Genomic DNA, 16,031 nt, shown 5'->3' on the forward strand with positions numbered 1-16,031 from the left:
ACGCAGCAGCAGGCATTGCCTCGCAAGCTGCGGCTGACGGCTGCCGGGGGGAAACGAAATAATGCCCAACAAAATGCTGATAGACGCCTCCCACCCGGAGGAAACACGCGTTGTCGTCGTTCGCGGTAACCGTATTGAAGAATTCGACTTTGAATCCCAGGACAAGAAGCAGCTTAAAGGAAACATCTACCTAGCCCGCGTAACGCGCGTAGAGCCCTCCCTTCAGGCAGCCTTTGTCGAATATGGCGGGAACCGTCACGGTTTTCTCGCCTTTAGTGAAATTCACCCCGATTACTACCAGATTCCGGTCGCCGATCGTCAGGCACTGCTGCGCGCGGAAGCGCAGGAGGCCGAGGACGAGGAGAATGAGGACGGCGATGGCGAAGATCGCCAGAGCCGCGATCGTGGACGGCGCGGCCGTCGGCGCGGCGGCAAGACACGCGACCGTGGTGAGCACAAGCGCGATGCAGCCGAATCCGGCGAGGCAAGCGAAGCTGCCGGGGCAAGCGAAGATAACGACAATGGCGCCGACGCTGTTGTCGAGGACATCTCCCACACCTCCGAGATCATCGAACATGCGGCCGATACGTCGGAACATGCCGATGCGTCCGGACATGAAGAAGCTGAGCAGGACGAAGGCGAAACCCGCGAAGGCGGTCCGACATCGATCGCAGCCTCCGTCGAAGCCGATGTGATTTCCGAATCCGTCCCGCAGGCCGAACAAAACAGCGAAGCTACGTCAGGCGACAGTGATCGCGGCATGCTGGAAGAAGTGCAGTCCTCGCATCCGGATGATCATGAGATCGAATCGGTCGGTGCCGAGGATGCGCTGGAAGAAGTGCGCAACCGGCGCAAGCCGGTGCGCCGCCAGTACAAGATCCAGGAAGTGATCAAGCGCCGGCAGATCCTGCTGGTGCAAGTCGTCAAGGAAGAGCGCGGCAACAAGGGCGCGGCGCTGACCACCTATCTTTCGCTTGCCGGCCGCTATTCGGTGCTGATGCCGAACACGGCGCGCGGCGGCGGCATTTCGCGCAAGATCACCAGCGCGGTCGACCGCAAGCGCCTCAAGGAGGTCGTTGCCGATCTCGAAGTGCCGCAGGGCATGGGCGTCATCCTGCGCACCGCCGGCGAGAGCCGCACCAAGGCGGAGATCAAGCGCGATTACGAATATCTGATGCGGCTTTGGGAAAATGTCCGCAGCCTCACCTTGCAGTCAACGGCGCCTGCCCTGGTCTATGAGGAAGGCAGTCTGATCAAGCGTTCGGTGCGCGACCTCTACAACAAGGATATCGACGAGATTCTTGTCTCCGGCGAGGAAGGCTATCGCGAGGCCAAGGACTTCATGCGCATGCTGATGCCGAGCCACGCCAAGGTGGTTCAGCCTTTCCGCGACACGACGCCGATCTTCGTGCGCAACGGCATCGAGGCGCAACTCGACCGCATGCTGCAGCCGCAGGTGACGCTGAAGAGCGGCGGCTACATCATCATCAACCAGACCGAGGCGCTGGTTGCCATCGACGTCAATTCGGGCCGCTCCACCAAGGAGCACTCGATCGAGGACACCGCGCTCCACACCAATCTGGAGGCCGCCGAGGAAGTCGCACGCCAGCTCAGGCTGCGCGATCTCGCCGGCCTGATCGTCATCGACTTCATCGACATGGAGGAGAACCGCAACAACCGCTCCGTCGAGAAGCGGCTGAAGGATCACCTCAAGAACGATCGCGCGCGCATCCAGGTCGGCCGTATCTCGCATTTCGGTCTGATGGAGATGTCACGCCAGCGCATCCGCGCCAGCGTGCTGGAATCGACCATGAAGCCCTGCCCGCATTGCGGCGGCACCGGCCATGTGCGGTCCGATTCGTCGGTAGCGCTGATGGTGGTGCGGGCAATCGAGGAGTTCCTGCTCAAGGATTCGCGCAGCCACATCACCGTGCGGACACCGGCGGCGACCGCGCTCTACGTGCTCAACCACAAGCGCGGCACGCTTGTGGAACTCGAGAGCCGCTTTGGGCTGACGATCACCATTGAGGCTGACGATTCAGTCGGTGCGCAGCACTATGCGATCTTCCGCGGCGCGCTGGCCGAGAAGCCGGAAGGCTTTGTCGAGGCCCGCAGCTTCCCGGCCTATGTCGAGCCGGAAGAGCCCGAGGACGAGATTGTCGTCGTCGAGGAAGACGATGAGGCGCCGGTGCAGGCCGAACAGCCACGCCCGCAGCCGCAGCAACAACCCCGACCCGCTGCCGGCGGTGAGGAAGGCGAAGGCCGTGACCGCAAGCGTCGCAAGCGCCGCAGACGTCGCGGCGGCAAGGATCGCGACCGCGAACATGGCGCGCCAACGGACGGCGCTGTCATTTCCGCTCCAGCCGGCGAGTTCACAGAATCCGCCGCCAGTGACAGTGACGCGGAAGCGGGCGACAACGCCCCTCTCGGTGTTGCCGAAACGGCTGAAACTTCGGATGAAGGCCAAGGCAAGAAGCGGCGGCGCGGCAAGCGCGGCGGCAAACGCAACCGCCGCGAAGACGGCGAAGGCGAGGCCGAGGCAAGCACTGGCGAAACTGCCGACGCGTCTGAAGGCGAAGTCTCGGTAACCGAGGCCAGCGAACCTCTGGTCGCCGCACCGGTCGAAGAGCCGGCGGCGCTTGCTCCGGCCAATGACGACGCGCCCAGCACCGAGAAGCCGAAGAAGCCACGCCGTGCCGCCAAGCCGAAGAAGGCCGCGGCCGAGGTCGTCGCGGAGGAGCCGGCTGCCGAGGCGGAAGCACCGGTCGAGACGCCGGCCACTGCGTCAGACGAGGCCATTGCCGTCGAGCAGGCACCGAAGGCCCGCCCGTCGCGGCGCAAGCCGGCCGCCGTCAATGCGCCGGTTGTGCCGGTGGTGTCCTCGACCGTAGCCGAAGAAGCGGCGGCGAAAACCGAGGACAAGCCGAAGCGTGCAGGCTGGTGGCAGCGAAAAGGGTTTTTCTAAGCCTTTCAGTCGCTTGAAGTGATTTTCTGACAAATAAATCCCGCGCTGTTTCGAAAGACGGCGCGGGATTTTTGGTAGCGAGGGGCGGCGCCCCTGGTTCCTCGTTGACCTATCTGTTCTTGCCCGGCAGGTCCGACGTGGTCGTCGTTGAGCAGTTATTACAGTCGGTCTCGCCCTGTTTCACCTGACCATGTGGTCCTGAAGTCGTGGTTGTCGTTGTCGTCGTGCCACTGTTGTCCGGGTTGGCGCTGTCATTTGTTTTTCCGCCATTTCCCTGTCCGGATGTGGTTGACGTATCGCTGTCAAATCCATTCTTCACGGCAGACGCGGGAGCGGACGCTGCGAGCGCGAGTGCCAAAGCCGCCGCGAAAGTAAGGAGCGCTTTCATCTCTTCCTCCACTGAGAAGCCTAAAGGCGACGCATCTTTTTTGAGAGGCCGCATTTTTTTCTGAGGCAGAGGCACGTGAGAGGCAGAGGCACGGCCTGATGCCGCAAAGAACTATATGAGACCCTTCCAGCGAAGGGGGCCATTCTCCGTTCGATAGTATTATGGTCAATGGCCCGGAACTGATCGAACGATATATGTCGTTCGGGTTAGACGGTGCCGCGGCAGGCGCTGTGGGCACTCGCCGGCAAATCCAAGATTCTGAACTGACCCACTACCGAATTTTTCACATCTGGCGTTCCGACCCGCCGCGAAATGCTAAAGCGCTTCTTTGATTCTACGTTCTACGCATGCCGTTGTCCCAAAATCGCTGCGCACTTTTGGACGACACGCATCAAGGCGCGAAGATCGACCAGTTCATCATCCTGGCCAACTTTTCCAGCGCGATCGATCCCAGCTTGGAATTGCCGTTGGCGTTGAGGCCGGGCGACCAGACGGCAAGCGACGCCACGCCCGGGACGATGCCCAATATGCCGCCGCCGACGCCGCTCTTGCCGGGGATGCCGACGCGGAAGGCAAAGTCACCGGAGCCGTCATAGTGGCCACAGGTTAGCATCATGGCGCCGATGCGTCGCGCCCGCTCGGCCGACACCACGGAATGCCCGGTCGCCGGATTCTTGCCGCCATTGGCCAGGAAGCGGCCGGCCAGCGCCAGTTGCCGGCAGCTCATGGCGATGGCACAATGATGGAAATAGACGCCCAGCGCCAGCTCCGGCGCATGGTGCAGATTGCCGAAGGATTTCATGTAGTTGGCGAGCGCGAAGTTACGATAGCCGGTGGCGCGCTCGGACGCGGCGACCTCGCGGTCGATGATGATCGTTTCGTCATCGGCGAGGAACTGGACGAAGCGCAGGATTTCGCCGATCGCTTCGCGCGGCTCGTGGCCGGCGAGCAGGATGTCGGAAATGACGATGGCGCCGGCATTGATGAACGGATTGCGCGGAATGCCGTTCTCGTGCTCGAGTTGGACGATCGAGTTGAATGGATTGCCCGAAGGCTCGCGCCCAACCCGCTGCCACAGCGCGTCGCCGACATTGCCGAGCGCCAATGTCAGGGTGAACACTTTCGAGATGCTCTGGATCGAAAAGGCCTGTTCGGCATCGCCCGCCATCAGCATGCGGCCGTCATTGGTGACAGCCGCGATGCCGAACTTCTTCGGATCGACCTTGCCCAGTTGCGGAATATAGGACGCGACGTCGCCACGATCGGTGCGTTCCGCCATTTCAGCGGCGACTTCGGCCAATGCCTGATCAAGTTTCGTAGCCTGTCCGAGCTCCGGCATGGCGCTACCTCAACCAGCGTTCAATGCGCGCCATCGCTTCGACCATGTCGTCGTGGCTGCCGGCATAGGAAAAGCGCATGGTTCGATGTCCCGCCTGGGTATCGAAGTCGCGGCCGGGGGTTGCCGCGACATGCGCCTCAGCCAGCATCTTTCGCGCGAAGGCCATGCTGTCATTGGTATGCCGGGTGACATCGCAAAAGGCATAGAAGGCGCCGTCCATGGGTGCCGCCAGCGGAAAGCCGAGCTCCGGCAGGCGTTTCATCAACAGCTCGCGATTCCAGGCGTAGCGGGCTTTCACCGCTTCCAGCTCCTCGATCGCCTTGAACGCTTCGATCGCTGCTATCTGCGAAAGTTCCGGCGGCGAGATGTAGAGGCTCTGGGCGACACGCTCGACCGGTCGCACCAGATCTTCGGGCAGCACCATCCAACCGATGCGCCAGCCGGTCATGCAGTAGTATTTGGAGAAGGAATTGATCACCGTCACGCTATCCCCATAGGCGAGCGCCGTGGTGTCGGGGGCGGCGTAGGCCAGCCGGTGGTAGATCTCGTCCGAGATCACGGCGATGCCAAGTTCCTCGGCGGTCCGTACCAGCGCCGCCAGGTCATCGGCCGGTATGACCGCGCCGGTCGGATTGGCCGGACTGGCGAAGAGCACGCCTTTCAGCGGCTTTTCATGATGCGCCGTTTCCAGGTGGTCGGCATGCAGGTAGGCGGCGTCGCCGAGTTCGATCTCGATCACCTCGATGCCGAGTGCTGCCATGATGTTGCGATAGGCAGGATAGCCGGGAGCCGCGATGGCGACGCGATCGCCTGGATCGAACATCGCCAGGAAAGCGAGGTTGAAAGCGGCCGACGATCCCGTGGTCACGGCGATCCGGCCGGGCTCGATATCGAGCCCGTAGTGATCGGCATAGTGTTCGGCAATCGCCTTGCGCAAACCTGCCAGTCCCAGCGCGTCGGTGTAGCCGATGCGTCCGTCCTGCAAGGCCTTGGCCGCGGCCGCGCGAACCAGAACCGGTGCGGGATCGGAAGGCTGGCCGACGGCCATCGAAACAACCGGCACGCCTGCTGCCTTCAGCCGGTTTGCCTCGGCCAGAATGTCCATGGCATGGAAGGGCTCGACATTGCCACGGCGTGAGAGCGAAACGACCATTTTATCCCTGTTCCCGACCAAGCGCGCCAAGCCCCTGACGCATACGCCGCACAAATGCCCGATTGATGTGAGGATCACAAGTTGAGGAAGTTTCCGGCGCCGACTTTTCATCTTTCGCCCGCTCGTCTACCAGTGGAGCCATCATGTTGAGCCGACCCAGATCGACGATTGCCCGGACAGCGCGCGTCTTCGCGACGCTTTCGCTTGGCGTTGCGGTCGCAGCGGCAAGTTCGGTCAGCGCCTTCGCCCAGAACGTGCCGGTCGTACGCGACGCCGAGATCGAAGCGCTGGTGCGCGACTACGCGCGGCCGATCTTCAGGGCGGCGGGTCTGGCAAATGACGGCATCGACATCGTGCTGGTCAACGACCAGAGCTTCAACGCCTTCGTCACCGGGCGCCGGCTGTTCATCAACACCGGTGCGCTGATGACGGCCGAGACGCCCAACGAGATCATCGGCGTCATTGCCCACGAAGCCGGCCATATCGCCGGCGGTCACCAGCAGAAACTGCGCGACCAGCTCGAACGCGCCAAGACGATGGCCATCATCGCGACGTTGCTTGGCGCCGGCGCCATGGTCGCCGGTGCGACCACCAACAGCCGCGGCCTTGCCGGCGCCGGCATGGGCGTGGCGGCCGGTGGCGGCGAGATGGCACAGCGCAGCATCCTCGCCTATCAGCGCACCGAGGAGATGACGGCCGATCGCTCGGCGATCACTTATCTCAACGCCACCGGCCAGTCCGGCATGGGCATGCTGAAGACCTTCCGCCGCTTCCAGACGGCGCTGTCGCTTTCGGGAGCGCAGGTCGATCCCTACCGGATCAGCCATCCGATGCCGCAGGACCGCATCTCCAATCTGGACGTGCTGGTGAAACAGAGCCCCAATGTCGATAGGCTGGACCCTCCCGCCCTGCAGCAGCGTCATGACATGATGCGGGTGAAGATCGCCGTCTACATGGATGGCCAGGCGGCTGCGTCGCGGCTGATGCGAAAGATGCAGGGAACACTGGCCGCACAGTATGGCGACGCTCAGTCGACCTACCTGTTCGGCAACATTGCCGCTGCCCTCGCCAAGACCAATGCATTGATCAAGGCGCAGCCGAAGAACGCCTATTTCCAGGAACTGCGCGGCGATATCCTGATGAAGGCGAACAAGCCCAAGGATGCGGCCGAGGCCTATGCGAAGGCAGTCAGCCTCGATCCGGCGCGGTCCGGATTGCTGCCTGTCTCCCTTGGCCAGGCGCTGATGGCCGTCGGCACGCCCGACTCGCTGAAAAAAGCCGTGGTGCAGATCAACAATGGCCTCGAGCGCGACAAGGAAAATTCGGCCGGCTATCGTTATCTGGCGCAAGCCTATGGCGAGCTGGGTGATATTCCGGGCGCCGAACTCGCCACCGCCGAAGGTCACTTCTATTCCGGCAACTACAAGGATGCGAAGATTTTCGCCATGCGGGCGCAGCAAGAGATGAAGCGCGGCGAGCCGCGCTGGCTTCGCGCCCAGGATATCATAAACTACAAGCCATCAACCAAGATCAAGTGAACCTTCCGGCCACGAGCTGCGACACAGCCAGGCCGGGAAACAGGTAGAAGGAACGGAACGATGAAAAAGGCACTGCTGCTGGGCACCACGGGGGTTGCGGTCGCGTTGGCCATGCTGGCTTTCGGATTCGTGGCCGGAAGCCCGCAGATTGCCAAGGCCGGTACGACGCAGCCCGTCGAGACGGTAGCGGCCGACACCAAGATCGACCGCAGCGAGGTGGAAGGCATCATCCGCGACTATCTGCTCAAGAACCCGGAAGTCCTTCTGGAGGTCCAGGACGCACTCGAGGCCAAGCAGAAGGAAGAGCAGCGCATCGCTCATCTCGGCGTGATCAAGAACGCCAAGGACCAGATATTCAACTCCGCTTTCGATGGCGTCGTCGGCAATCCGAACGGCAAGGTCACCATCGTCGAGTTCTACGATTACAATTGCGGCTTCTGCAGACGCGCCATCGAAGACATGAGGGCGCTGACCAAGTCCGATCCGGACCTGCGCTTCGTGCTCAAGGAATTCCCGATCCTCGGACCGGATTCGCAGAAGGCGAGCGTCGTCTCGATGGCCTTTCACCTGATGCACCCGGAAAAATACGGCGAGTTCCACAATGCGCTGCTAGGCGGCCAGGGACGTGCCACCGAGGCGGCGGCCATCAAGGTCGCGCTGTCGCTCGGTGCCGACGAAGCAACGCTGAGCGAGAAAATGAAGGACCCAAGAATCACCGAGGCCTTCTCCAAGACCTACGATCTTGCCAGCAAGCTGGCGATCACCGGAACGCCGTCCTATGTCGTCGGCAACGAGGTGGTATTCGGGGCGCTTGGGCAGGAAGTGCTGGCCGAAAAGATCGAGGCGGCGAAAGCCGCCCTCTGATCTTGCTACCAACCTATTTTTCTCACGGGCACATTTCCGCCTGTTGTGGACAGTGAAAGAACGCACTTGCGCTCTTTCCGCGGGCGGGTATGCCCATTATAGAAGGCCCAGCGCGTCGACTTGATGTCAGCGCCGGAAAAGGTCGGCTTTTTTGAAAACGGTTTTCGTTCTGAACGGTCCCAATCTCAACGCGCTCGGCAAACGCGAGCCTGGCATCTATGGCGGCAAGACGCTTGCCGCCATCGCCGAAGACTGCAAACAGGCCGGCACGGCACTTGGACTCGAAATCGATTTCCGCCAGTCGAATCACGAGGGCGACCTTGTCGACTGGATTCAGGAAGCCGGCGACAAGGCTGTCGGAATCGTCATCAATCCTGGCGCTTACAGCCATACCTCGATCGCCATCCACGACGCCATCCGCGCTATCGCGCCGTTGCCGGTGGCAGAAGTCCATCTTTCCAACATCCATGCGCGGGAACCATTCCGCCACGTCTCCATGGTCGCGCCGGTTGCCGTCGGCATGATCTGTGGCTTTGGGCCGCTCGGCTATACGCTGGCGCTGCAGGCGCTGGCCGCACGCCTATGACCGGCCAACAAACAGAAGGCTCGAAAATGTCGATAAAGAAGAACGGTGTTGACCAGCAGCTGATCCGCGATCTGGCGGGCATACTGAACGACACCAATCTCACGGAGATCGAGGTCGAGCTGGGCGACCTGAAGGTGCGCGTCTCACGCCAGGCGCCCGCCGTTCACGCGATCGCAGCACCGCAGCCGGCCTATGCGCCGGCAACAGCTCAGCCAGCCGCTATGGCCGCCGCCCCGGCGGTGGCCGACGTGTCGAAGAACGCGGTCACCTCGCCCATGGTCGGCACCGCCTATCTGGCACCGTCGCCCGACGCCAAGGCGTTCATCGAAGTCGGCCAGAAGGTCAAGGAAGGCCAGACGCTGCTGATCATCGAGGCGATGAAGACGATGAACCAGATCCCCTCGCCGCGCGCCGGCACGGTGACGGCGATCCTTTTCGAGGATGCGACGCCGGTCGAATACGGCATGCCGCTCGTCGTGATCGAGTAGAGCGGACTGATGTTTCAGAAGATTCTCATCGCCAATCGCGGCGAAATCGCTCTTCGGGTCCTGCGCGCCTGCAAGGAACTCGGCATCCAGACGGTGGTGGTGCATTCGACTGCCGATGCCGACGCCATGCATGTGCGGCTCGCCGACGAGAGCGTCTGCATTGGCCCGCCGCCATCGCGCGACAGCTATCTCAACATCCATCAGATCGTCGCGGCTTGCGAAATCACCGGTGCCGACGCAGTGCATCCGGGCTACGGCTTCCTGTCGGAGAACGCCAAGTTCGCTGACATCCTGGCTGCGCACAACATCACATTCATCGGCCCGACCGGCGACCACATTCGCATCATGGGTGACAAGATCGAGGCCAAGCGAACTGCAAAACGCCTCGGCATTCCGGTGGTGCCCGGTTCGGACGGCGCGGTCACCGATCAAAAGGAGGCCAGGCGCATTGCCGCCGAGATCGGCTATCCCGTGATCATCAAGGCATCCGCAGGCGGTGGTGGGCGCGGAATGAAGGTCGCCCTTACCGAGGCTGAACTTGAGATCGCCTTGCAGACAGCGAGCAGCGAAGCTGGAGCGGCCTTCGGCGACGATGCCGTCTACATCGAAAAGTACCTGGAAAAACCACGCCATATCGAGGTGCAGGTGTTTGGCGACGGCTTTGGCCGCGGCGTGCATTTCGGCGAGCGCGACTGCTCGCTGCAGCGTCGCCACCAGAAGGTCTGGGAGGAGGCTCCCTCACCGGCCCTCAACGCCGAAGAACGGGCTCGTATTGGCGGTATCTGTGCCAAAGCCATCGCTGATCTCGGCTATTCCGGCGCCGGCACGATCGAATTCCTTTATGAGGATGGCGAGTTTTATTTCATAGAGATGAACACGCGCCTGCAGGTCGAGCATCCGGTGACGGAAGCGATCACCGGCATCGATCTCGTGCATGAACAGATCCGCGTTGCGTCCGGCGGCGGCCTCTCGGTGAGGCAGGAGGACATCAAGTTCAACGGCCATGCCATCGAATGCCGCATCAATGCCGAGGACCCGCGTACCTTCACGCCGTCTCCCGGCACGATCACGCACTTCCACACACCGGGCGGCCTGGGCATACGCGTCGATTCCGGCGTCTATTCGGGCTATAAGATCCCGCCCTATTACGATAGCCTGATCGGCAAGCTGATCGTGCATGGGCGCAACCGCGTCGAGTGCATGATGCGCCTGCGCCGCGCGTTGGACGAATTCGTCGTCGACGGTATCAAGACGACGTTGCCGCTGTTTCGCGATCTCGTCGGCAATGCCGACATCGCCAATGGCGAGTATGATATCCATTGGCTGGAAAAATATCTGGCCGAGGAAGAGTAACGCGGAGACGCGATGACCCGTCCCTACGCGCCCGGCTATCGCATTCCCACCGACCTTCTGCTCAAGGCCTATGCGTCGGGCGTGTTCCCGATGGCCGAAAGTGCCGGCGACCCGGAAGTGTTCTGGGTACGGCCGGAGACGCGTGGCATCATACCGCTCGACCATTTCCACACACCGAAAAGCCTTAGGAAAGCGATCAAGAAGAGCCCTTTCGACATCCGTTTCGATTTCGACTTCGAAGCGACGATCGACGGTTGCGCCGAGAAGCGCGCCGAGCGCCGGTCGACCTGGATCAATGCGCCGATCCGCGAAGCCTATGTCGAACTGCATCGGATAGGGCATTGTCATTCGGTCGAGGCGTGGCGCGACGAGCGGCTGGTCGGTGGCCTCTATGGTGTGTCGCTCGGCCGGGTGTTCTTTGGCGAGAGCATGTTCGCCAGGGAGACCGACGCTTCCAAGATCTGCCTTTATTATCTCGTCGAGCGCCTGAAGGCGCGGGGCTTCGCGCTACTTGATACGCAGTTCACCACCGAGCACCTCAAGCGCTTCGGCGCGGTCGACGTGCCGCGCGGCAAATACGAGAAGATGCTGGCCGATGCGCTCAAGGGCGAGGCCGTATTCTACCCCTGACGATTAGCCCCGACTTCGATCGGCGTCTGCGCATGGAACATCATCTTCCAGCCATTGGCGCGATGGACGTAGCCAGTGCTGACCAGCGCCGCGTAAGGCTCCCCGTTCTCACGTGTCGCGTGCGCCTCGTAAGTCAGCATGACGATGTCGCTGCCCGGCTCGATAATTCCCTTGAGGTCGATGTTCAGATCGCGCCAGCGATTGGGTTTGGTTGCGGTCTTGGCGAGATCGGCATTGTCCATCGCCTTTGCCATCTGCGGAAATGCTACGAGGCATTCGGTGTCGGCATTGGCGGCATAGTAGGCCGCGTCGCCCGTCCAGAACCCCTTTTCGAGTTCAAGCAATTCTGCCTTGCTGGCCGTGATGCGCTTGCTGTCTGACATCGGAAGATCCTCCTTACGCATAGATGCGCAGTCTTCCGTGGCCCAACGCTTGGTGACCGAGACGGTTCCGGAGGATCAGTTGGCGTCGGTCGAATCGGGATCCGAAGCGTCCGGCTCAGTCACATCCGGTTCTGTCACATCTGGCGTTGTCAGGTCCTGCTCGGTCGCGTCCGGGGTTGCCGCAGGTTTCGGTTTGGCTGCGGCGGGCTTCGAAGCGTCGGCTTTGGTGGCGTCAGCCTTGGCGCCGTCGGGCGCCGGGACATCCGACTTCTGTTTGCATTCCTTCAGCCAGACGTCGTAGACGGCATGCTCGACGGCGTTGAGGCCGGGGCTTTCGGCAAACATCCAACCGGTGAAGATGCGGCGGATCTTGCGGTCGAGCGTGATCTCGTCGACCTCGACGAAGGAATCTGTCCTCGGCTCTTCGTTCTGCGGCCGCGAATAGCAAACGCGTGGCGTCACCTGCAAGGCACCGAATTGCACTGTCTCGTCGATATAGACATCGAAGGTGATGATGCGGCCGGTGATCTTGTCGATGCCGGCGAACTCGGCGACGGGATTGGTGACCCGCTCCGATGCCGCGGGCGGTGCCGGCGCCGGTGCGGCGGGTTCAGGCGAGGCAGCAAACGCCACCGTGCCAACGCCAAGACCGGCGGCTAGTATCATACCGCCCATCGATGTCAGGTTGAAAAAGCTCATGCAATGGTACCGGTGGTTCGCGCCCGGGCGACATTATCGATCGCCAAGGCTAGTCGCCGTTTTCTGATCAGCAAGCAGCTAAACACCAATTGTGGCGATAAAGGACCGTCCTGCACCCTATAGCTACGATCCAGGTGTCCAGGCGTCGTAGTCGCCAGTAACCTGCGGGCGATGCTGATTGGTCAGCACCGAGCCCTTCGGGCGATAGGCAGCCGGGCTGCCGGTCAGGTTGGGCTGATGAGGCTTCTGCCAGTCGCGCGGCTTGTAGTCTTCGCTTGCCGGCGCGACATCGACGCGGTGATGGATCCAGCCGTGCCAGCCGGGCGGTATGGCTGAGGCCTCCGAATAGTTGCGATAGATGACCCAGCGGCGCGTGCGGCCTTCCGAATCGATACCGCCTTCGTAATAGACATTGCCTGCTTCGTCCTGGCCGACCTTCTTGCCATGCCGCCAGGTGTGCAGGCGCGTCCCCAGCGTCTGGCTGTTCCACCAGGTGAAAAACTGCGTCAGGAAAGTCTTCATCTTTAGAACCCTCGCGCCGGCAGGCCGTTTCCTGCTTATGGCGTCAGCCCTTGGCGAAGGCAAGGCTTTTGCCACGGGGAACGCCCAATTGGCTTGCCAAAACGCGACACAAGCCGGTGATCTCCTCCGTCGCGGGATCCGCGCTTGCCAAGCCGTTGCGGTCTTTCTAAAGCTCTGCGCGCGCCTTGCGGGTATCCAAGCCGGCAGCAGGCCAAAGGAGGTGAAGATTGGCCACGGAATTGCCGACCACCGACATCCGCATCAGCGCCGAGCTGATTCGCCGCCGCAAGGGCGGCACGCCGATCGTCTGCCTGACCGCCTACACCTACCCCATCGCCCGTCTGCTCGACGACCATGTCGATCTGCTTCTGGTTGGCGACAGCGTCGCCATGGTGCTGTACGGGCACAAGACGACGCTGGGAGCCTCGCTCGAGATGATGATCGCGCATGGGCAAGCGGTCATGCGCGGTTCGGTCAAGGCCTGCGTCGTCGTCGACCTGCCGGCTGGCAGCTATGAGGATTCTACGGTGCAAGCCGTCGCTTCGGCGCGACGCGTTATTGACGAGACCGGCTGCCAAGCGGTGAAACTCGAAGGTGGCGTCGACATGTTCGGGCAGATCGCGGCCATCGTCGCCGCCGGCATTCCGGTCATGGGACATATCGGCCTGCAGCCACAATCCGTCGAAAAGGACGGCGGCTACAAGATCAAGGGCCGCACCGAGGAGGCTGTTGCGGCTTTGCTTCGCGATGCGCTTGCCGTCGAAAGCGCCGGCGCCTTCTCTGTCGTCATCGAAGGCACGGTCGAGACGGTCGCCGCCGATATCACCGGCCGCATCGCCATTCCCACCATCGGCATTGGCGCCAGCGGCGACTGCGACGGCCAGATCCTGGTCATCGACGACATGGTCGGGCTCACCGTCGACCGGGTGCCGAAATTCGTCAAGGAATACGCCGATCTGCGCAGCGTGATCTCGCATGCGGCTGAAGTCTATGCGGCGGAGGTGCGAAGCCGGGCATTCCCCGGCCCCGGACATGTCTTTTCGGCGACAAACAGCAGGGACGACACATGAGCCGGCCACTCGTTGTCGACAGCGTCGCCGCACTTCGCGCGCAAATCCGCGACTGGCGGCACGACGGTCTTCGCGTCGCCATGGTGCCGACCATGGGCGCACTGCATGACGGGCACATCTCGCTGGTCAAGATCGCGCTCGATAGAGCCGAGCGCTGCGTCGTGTCGATCTTCGTCAACCCGACACAGTTCGCGCCGACCGAAGACCTCGACAAGTACCCGCGCCAGCTCGCCCGCGACGTCGACCGGCTCGGAATGGCGAGAGCCGACCTTGCCTTCACGCCGACGGTTGGCGAGATGTATCCCTCCGGCTTCGCCACGAGAATCTCGGTCGGCGGCCCCTCGGCCGGGCTCGAAGCGGACTTTCGGCCGACCTTTTTCGACGGCGTCGCCACCGTGGTGGCAAAGCTCTTGCTGCAGGCAACGCCCGACTGTGCGATCTTCGGCGAGAAGGACTACCAGCAGCTTTGCGTCGTCAGGCAGCTCTGCCGCGACCTCGACTTGCCCGTCGAAATCATCGGCGCACCGACGATCCGCGACGCGCATGGTCTCGCCATGTCGTCACGCAATGCCTATCTCGACGAGACCGAACTGAGGATCGCCCGCCAGTTCAACGTGATATTGCGCGACACTGCAGCGGCCTTGGCGGCAGGCGCCGGCCAGAGCCACGCAACCGAAGAGGCCAGCCGTGCCCTGATCGCGGCCGGTTTCCAGAAGGTCGACTATGTCGAGGCACGCGAAAGCCTGACGCTCGCGCCATGGCATCGAAACGGCGAAGGGCGCCTGCTCGCGGCCGCCTGGCTCGGCAAGACCAGGCTGATCGACAATGTGGAGATCCCCTCTACATAGCTCGATACGAAGTCTTGCTGCTTCGGCGCAGCGGTTTTCTGCCCGCGCCTACCGCTCTCCTAATCGTCTGCTGCCTCTGGCGAACAATTGCCCTACGAGGATTCCGACAATACCAGCACAGGCTTTCACGACTGCGTCGGCAAGCTCCGCGTGGCGACCGGGGTCGACGATCTGAAGCAGTTCCAACATGCCGGCGGTCACAATCACGAAGATCACCACGTGATAAAGTCGGTTGGGGAAGCCGAGCCCCAGGGCGAAGCCCAACAGTGCGTAAGCCAAGGCGCGCTCGACATTTGCCTCAGCGAAGTGCGGCCGCATCTGGATCGGCGACAAAGTTGCGAAAACGATGATGGCGAGCAGCGTCAGCGCGGCAATGCGGGACAGTTTGGTCATGTCACTGCATATCCGTCGTAAGCCGGCACAGCAAACGCCGGGATGACGCAGGGCCGGATCGTTGCCGCCATGCTCGAACTACTCTTCGCTTGGCATATGCAGATACATCGACTGGATGCCGACCCGGCCCGGTCCGGTGAAGCGGTTGACGACAAAGTTCATATTGGCACCGAAGAAGCCACTCGACAGGCGATCGATCTTGGTTTCCATCGTGACCGAAACATCCTTGAACAGCCAGCCACCAGGCTCGATGTCGATGGTCTCGCCGGCGGCGAGCGTCTTTTCGAAGACATTGCCATAGCCGTGCAGCCAGACGATGCCGTCCCCGGAATCACCGCGAAACCGGTCGATGAAAAAGCCGCTCTGTCCGAACAGCATCGTCGCCAGGCCACGCACACGCTCGAAAGAGTAGTCGACATTGCCGGTCGCGGCGAGAAACTGGTGCTCGCGCACCTGTATCTCGTCACCACGCTGGAGATGGATCGGTACGATGTGGCCCGGCCCATCGCGGCTGAAGGCGATAATGCCCGCCCCTGACGCCTCGGTGACGAATATCTGCATTCCGGCCATCATGCGCTTCAGCGCACCCTTCAGCGATTTAAGGCCGATGGTGATTGTGGAATTCTTCCACAAAAGGATGTGGTGCTCGAAATAGACTGGCATCCGTGTCACGTCGACCGAGAGCACCGCACCAGTTCGCCGGCTATATGATAGGTGACGCCACCAAAGGTCTCGTCCGACACCTGTGTCGGCATCAGTTCCGGCAAGCTCGGCATGAAAGTCCCCCTCGCCGTCGCGCCGTTGGATGCGGA

At 62.1% G+C, this 16,031-nt stretch carries 17 protein-coding genes; 9 read left to right on the plus strand and 8 right to left on the minus strand.

All coding sequences use genetic code 11. From position 1 onward, the window contains the following. The first annotated feature begins 61 nt into the window (after window positions 1-61). Complete coding sequence (locus tag X744_RS156330; protein ID WP_023759384.1) at window positions 62-2,965, plus strand: ribonuclease E/G; 2,904 nt, start codon at window positions 62-64, stop codon at window positions 2,963-2,965. Window positions 2,966-3,074: 109 nt separating this feature from the next. Here X744_RS156330 and X744_RS1000000173680 read toward each other — a convergent pair whose 3' ends face one another. The 3 genes from X744_RS1000000173680 to X744_RS156320 form a co-directional block, all read right to left on the minus strand. Then, window positions 3,075-3,353: a hypothetical protein gene (locus tag X744_RS1000000173680; RefSeq protein ID WP_156938545.1), complete on the minus strand. Its 279-nt coding sequence runs from the start codon at window positions 3,351-3,353 to the stop codon at window positions 3,075-3,077. Window positions 3,354-3,744: 391 nt separating this feature from the next. After that, entirely contained in the window at window positions 3,745-4,692 is a 948-nt protein-coding gene (locus tag X744_RS156325) for a glutaminase (protein ID WP_023759385.1), read from the minus strand. 4 nt (window positions 4,693-4,696) lie between these two features. Continuing rightward, window positions 4,697-5,845: an aminotransferase class I/II-fold pyridoxal phosphate-dependent enzyme gene (locus X744_RS156320; protein ID WP_023759386.1), complete on the minus strand. Its 1,149-nt coding sequence runs from the start codon at window positions 5,843-5,845 to the stop codon at window positions 4,697-4,699. Window positions 5,846-5,988: 143 nt separating this feature from the next. Here X744_RS156320 and X744_RS156315 point away from each other — a divergent pair, with 143 nt between their 5' ends. The 6 genes from X744_RS156315 (at window position 5,989) to aat (ending at window position 11,304) form a co-directional block, all read left to right on the plus strand. Then, the gene (locus X744_RS156315) at window positions 5,989-7,383 is read left to right on the plus strand and encodes a M48 family metalloprotease (protein ID WP_023759387.1); all 1,395 of its coding nucleotides are present in this window, start codon (window positions 5,989-5,991) and stop codon (window positions 7,381-7,383) included. 60 nt (window positions 7,384-7,443) lie between these two features. Beyond that, on the plus strand, window positions 7,444-8,247 hold the full coding sequence (locus tag X744_RS156310; protein WP_023759388.1) for a DsbA family protein: 804 nt from the start codon (window positions 7,444-7,446) through the stop codon (window positions 8,245-8,247). Window positions 8,248-8,398: 151 nt separating this feature from the next. Further along, on the plus strand, window positions 8,399-8,833 hold the full coding sequence (aroQ, locus tag X744_RS156305; protein ID WP_023759389.1) for a type II 3-dehydroquinate dehydratase: 435 nt from the start codon (window positions 8,399-8,401) through the stop codon (window positions 8,831-8,833). 26 nt (window positions 8,834-8,859) lie between these two features. Beyond that, window positions 8,860-9,321 carry an acetyl-CoA carboxylase biotin carboxyl carrier protein gene (gene accB / locus X744_RS156300; protein WP_023759390.1) on the plus strand — a complete coding sequence of 154 codons (462 nt, stop codon included), beginning with the start codon at window positions 8,860-8,862 and terminating at the stop codon, window positions 9,319-9,321. Between the two features lie 9 nt (window positions 9,322-9,330). After that, on the plus strand, window positions 9,331-10,674 hold the full coding sequence (gene accC / locus X744_RS156295; RefSeq protein ID WP_023759391.1) for an acetyl-CoA carboxylase biotin carboxylase subunit: 1,344 nt from the start codon (window positions 9,331-9,333) through the stop codon (window positions 10,672-10,674). Between the two features lie 12 nt (window positions 10,675-10,686). Continuing rightward, entirely contained in the window at window positions 10,687-11,304 is a 618-nt protein-coding gene (gene aat, locus X744_RS156290; protein ID WP_023759392.1) for a leucyl/phenylalanyl-tRNA--protein transferase, read from the plus strand. Here the strand turns inward: aat and X744_RS156285 are convergent. The 3 genes from X744_RS156285 to X744_RS156275 form a co-directional block, all read right to left on the minus strand. Continuing rightward, window positions 11,295-11,687, minus strand: a complete 393-nt coding sequence (locus tag X744_RS156285; RefSeq protein WP_023759393.1) for a hypothetical protein — start codon at window positions 11,685-11,687, stop codon at window positions 11,295-11,297. The genes aat and X744_RS156285 overlap by 10 nt on opposite strands. 75 nt (window positions 11,688-11,762) lie before the next feature. Continuing rightward, window positions 11,763-12,386: a DUF2155 domain-containing protein gene (locus tag X744_RS156280; protein ID WP_023759394.1), complete on the minus strand. Its 624-nt coding sequence runs from the start codon at window positions 12,384-12,386 to the stop codon at window positions 11,763-11,765. 123 nt (window positions 12,387-12,509) lie between these two features. Further along, window positions 12,510-12,908 (minus strand): NADH:ubiquinone oxidoreductase subunit NDUFA12, encoded by a 399-nt coding sequence (locus X744_RS156275; protein WP_023759395.1) that lies wholly within the window; start codon window positions 12,906-12,908, stop codon window positions 12,510-12,512. Window positions 12,909-13,135: 227 nt separating this feature from the next. On the opposite strand from X744_RS156275, the gene panB reads away from it, so the two are divergent. Together panB and panC are read left to right on the plus strand one after the other, a co-directional pair. After that, window positions 13,136-13,978 (plus strand): 3-methyl-2-oxobutanoate hydroxymethyltransferase, encoded by an 843-nt coding sequence (panB, locus tag X744_RS156270; RefSeq protein ID WP_023759396.1) that lies wholly within the window; start codon window positions 13,136-13,138, stop codon window positions 13,976-13,978. Then, window positions 13,975-14,826: a pantoate--beta-alanine ligase gene (gene panC / locus X744_RS156265; RefSeq protein ID WP_023759397.1), complete on the plus strand. Its 852-nt coding sequence runs from the start codon at window positions 13,975-13,977 to the stop codon at window positions 14,824-14,826. The genes panB and panC overlap by 4 nt, the downstream gene beginning before the upstream one ends. Before the next feature lie 48 nt (window positions 14,827-14,874). Here the strand turns inward: panC and X744_RS156260 are convergent, their stop codons facing one another. Both X744_RS156260 and X744_RS16985 read right to left on the minus strand, forming a co-directional pair. Beyond that, window positions 14,875-15,219 carry a hypothetical protein gene (locus tag X744_RS156260; protein ID WP_023759398.1) on the minus strand — a complete coding sequence of 115 codons (345 nt, stop codon included), beginning with the start codon at window positions 15,217-15,219 and terminating at the stop codon, window positions 14,875-14,877. A gap of 78 nt (window positions 15,220-15,297) precedes the next feature. Continuing rightward, complete coding sequence (locus X744_RS16985) at window positions 15,298-15,882, minus strand: AIM24 family protein (protein ID WP_023759399.1); 585 nt, start codon at window positions 15,880-15,882, stop codon at window positions 15,298-15,300. Window positions 15,883-16,031 lie beyond the last annotated feature (149 nt).

Source organism: Mesorhizobium sp. LNHC252B00, assembly GCF_000502955.1.
Classification (GTDB): Bacteria; Pseudomonadota; Alphaproteobacteria; order Rhizobiales; family Rhizobiaceae; genus Mesorhizobium.

Coding starts and splice junctions, on each gene's coding strand:
- X744_RS156330 (WP_023759384.1), top strand. CDS start 62: ATGCCCAACAAAATGCTGATAGACGCCTCCCACCCGGAGGAAACACGC.
- X744_RS1000000173680 (WP_156938545.1), bottom strand. CDS start 3,353: ATGAAAGCGCTCCTTACTTTCGCGGCGGCTTTGGCACTCGCGCTCGCA.
- X744_RS156325 (WP_023759385.1), bottom strand. CDS start 4,692: ATGCCGGAGCTCGGACAGGCTACGAAACTTGATCAGGCATTGGCCGAA.
- X744_RS156320 (WP_023759386.1), bottom strand. CDS start 5,845: ATGGTCGTTTCGCTCTCACGCCGTGGCAATGTCGAGCCCTTCCATGCC.
- X744_RS156315 (WP_023759387.1), top strand. CDS start 5,989: ATGTTGAGCCGACCCAGATCGACGATTGCCCGGACAGCGCGCGTCTTC.
- X744_RS156310 (WP_023759388.1), top strand. CDS start 7,444: ATGAAAAAGGCACTGCTGCTGGGCACCACGGGGGTTGCGGTCGCGTTG.
- accB (WP_023759390.1), top strand. CDS start 8,860: ATGTCGATAAAGAAGAACGGTGTTGACCAGCAGCTGATCCGCGATCTG.
- accC (WP_023759391.1), top strand. CDS start 9,331: ATGTTTCAGAAGATTCTCATCGCCAATCGCGGCGAAATCGCTCTTCGG.
- aat (WP_023759392.1), top strand. CDS start 10,687: ATGACCCGTCCCTACGCGCCCGGCTATCGCATTCCCACCGACCTTCTG.
- X744_RS156285 (WP_023759393.1), bottom strand. CDS start 11,687: ATGTCAGACAGCAAGCGCATCACGGCCAGCAAGGCAGAATTGCTTGAA.
- X744_RS156280 (WP_023759394.1), bottom strand. CDS start 12,386: ATGAGCTTTTTCAACCTGACATCGATGGGCGGTATGATACTAGCCGCC.
- X744_RS156275 (WP_023759395.1), bottom strand. CDS start 12,908: ATGAAGACTTTCCTGACGCAGTTTTTCACCTGGTGGAACAGCCAGACG.
- panC (WP_023759397.1), top strand. CDS start 13,975: ATGAGCCGGCCACTCGTTGTCGACAGCGTCGCCGCACTTCGCGCGCAA.
- X744_RS156260 (WP_023759398.1), bottom strand. CDS start 15,219: ATGACCAAACTGTCCCGCATTGCCGCGCTGACGCTGCTCGCCATCATC.
- X744_RS16985 (WP_023759399.1), bottom strand. CDS start 15,882: ATGCCAGTCTATTTCGAGCACCACATCCTTTTGTGGAAGAATTCCACA.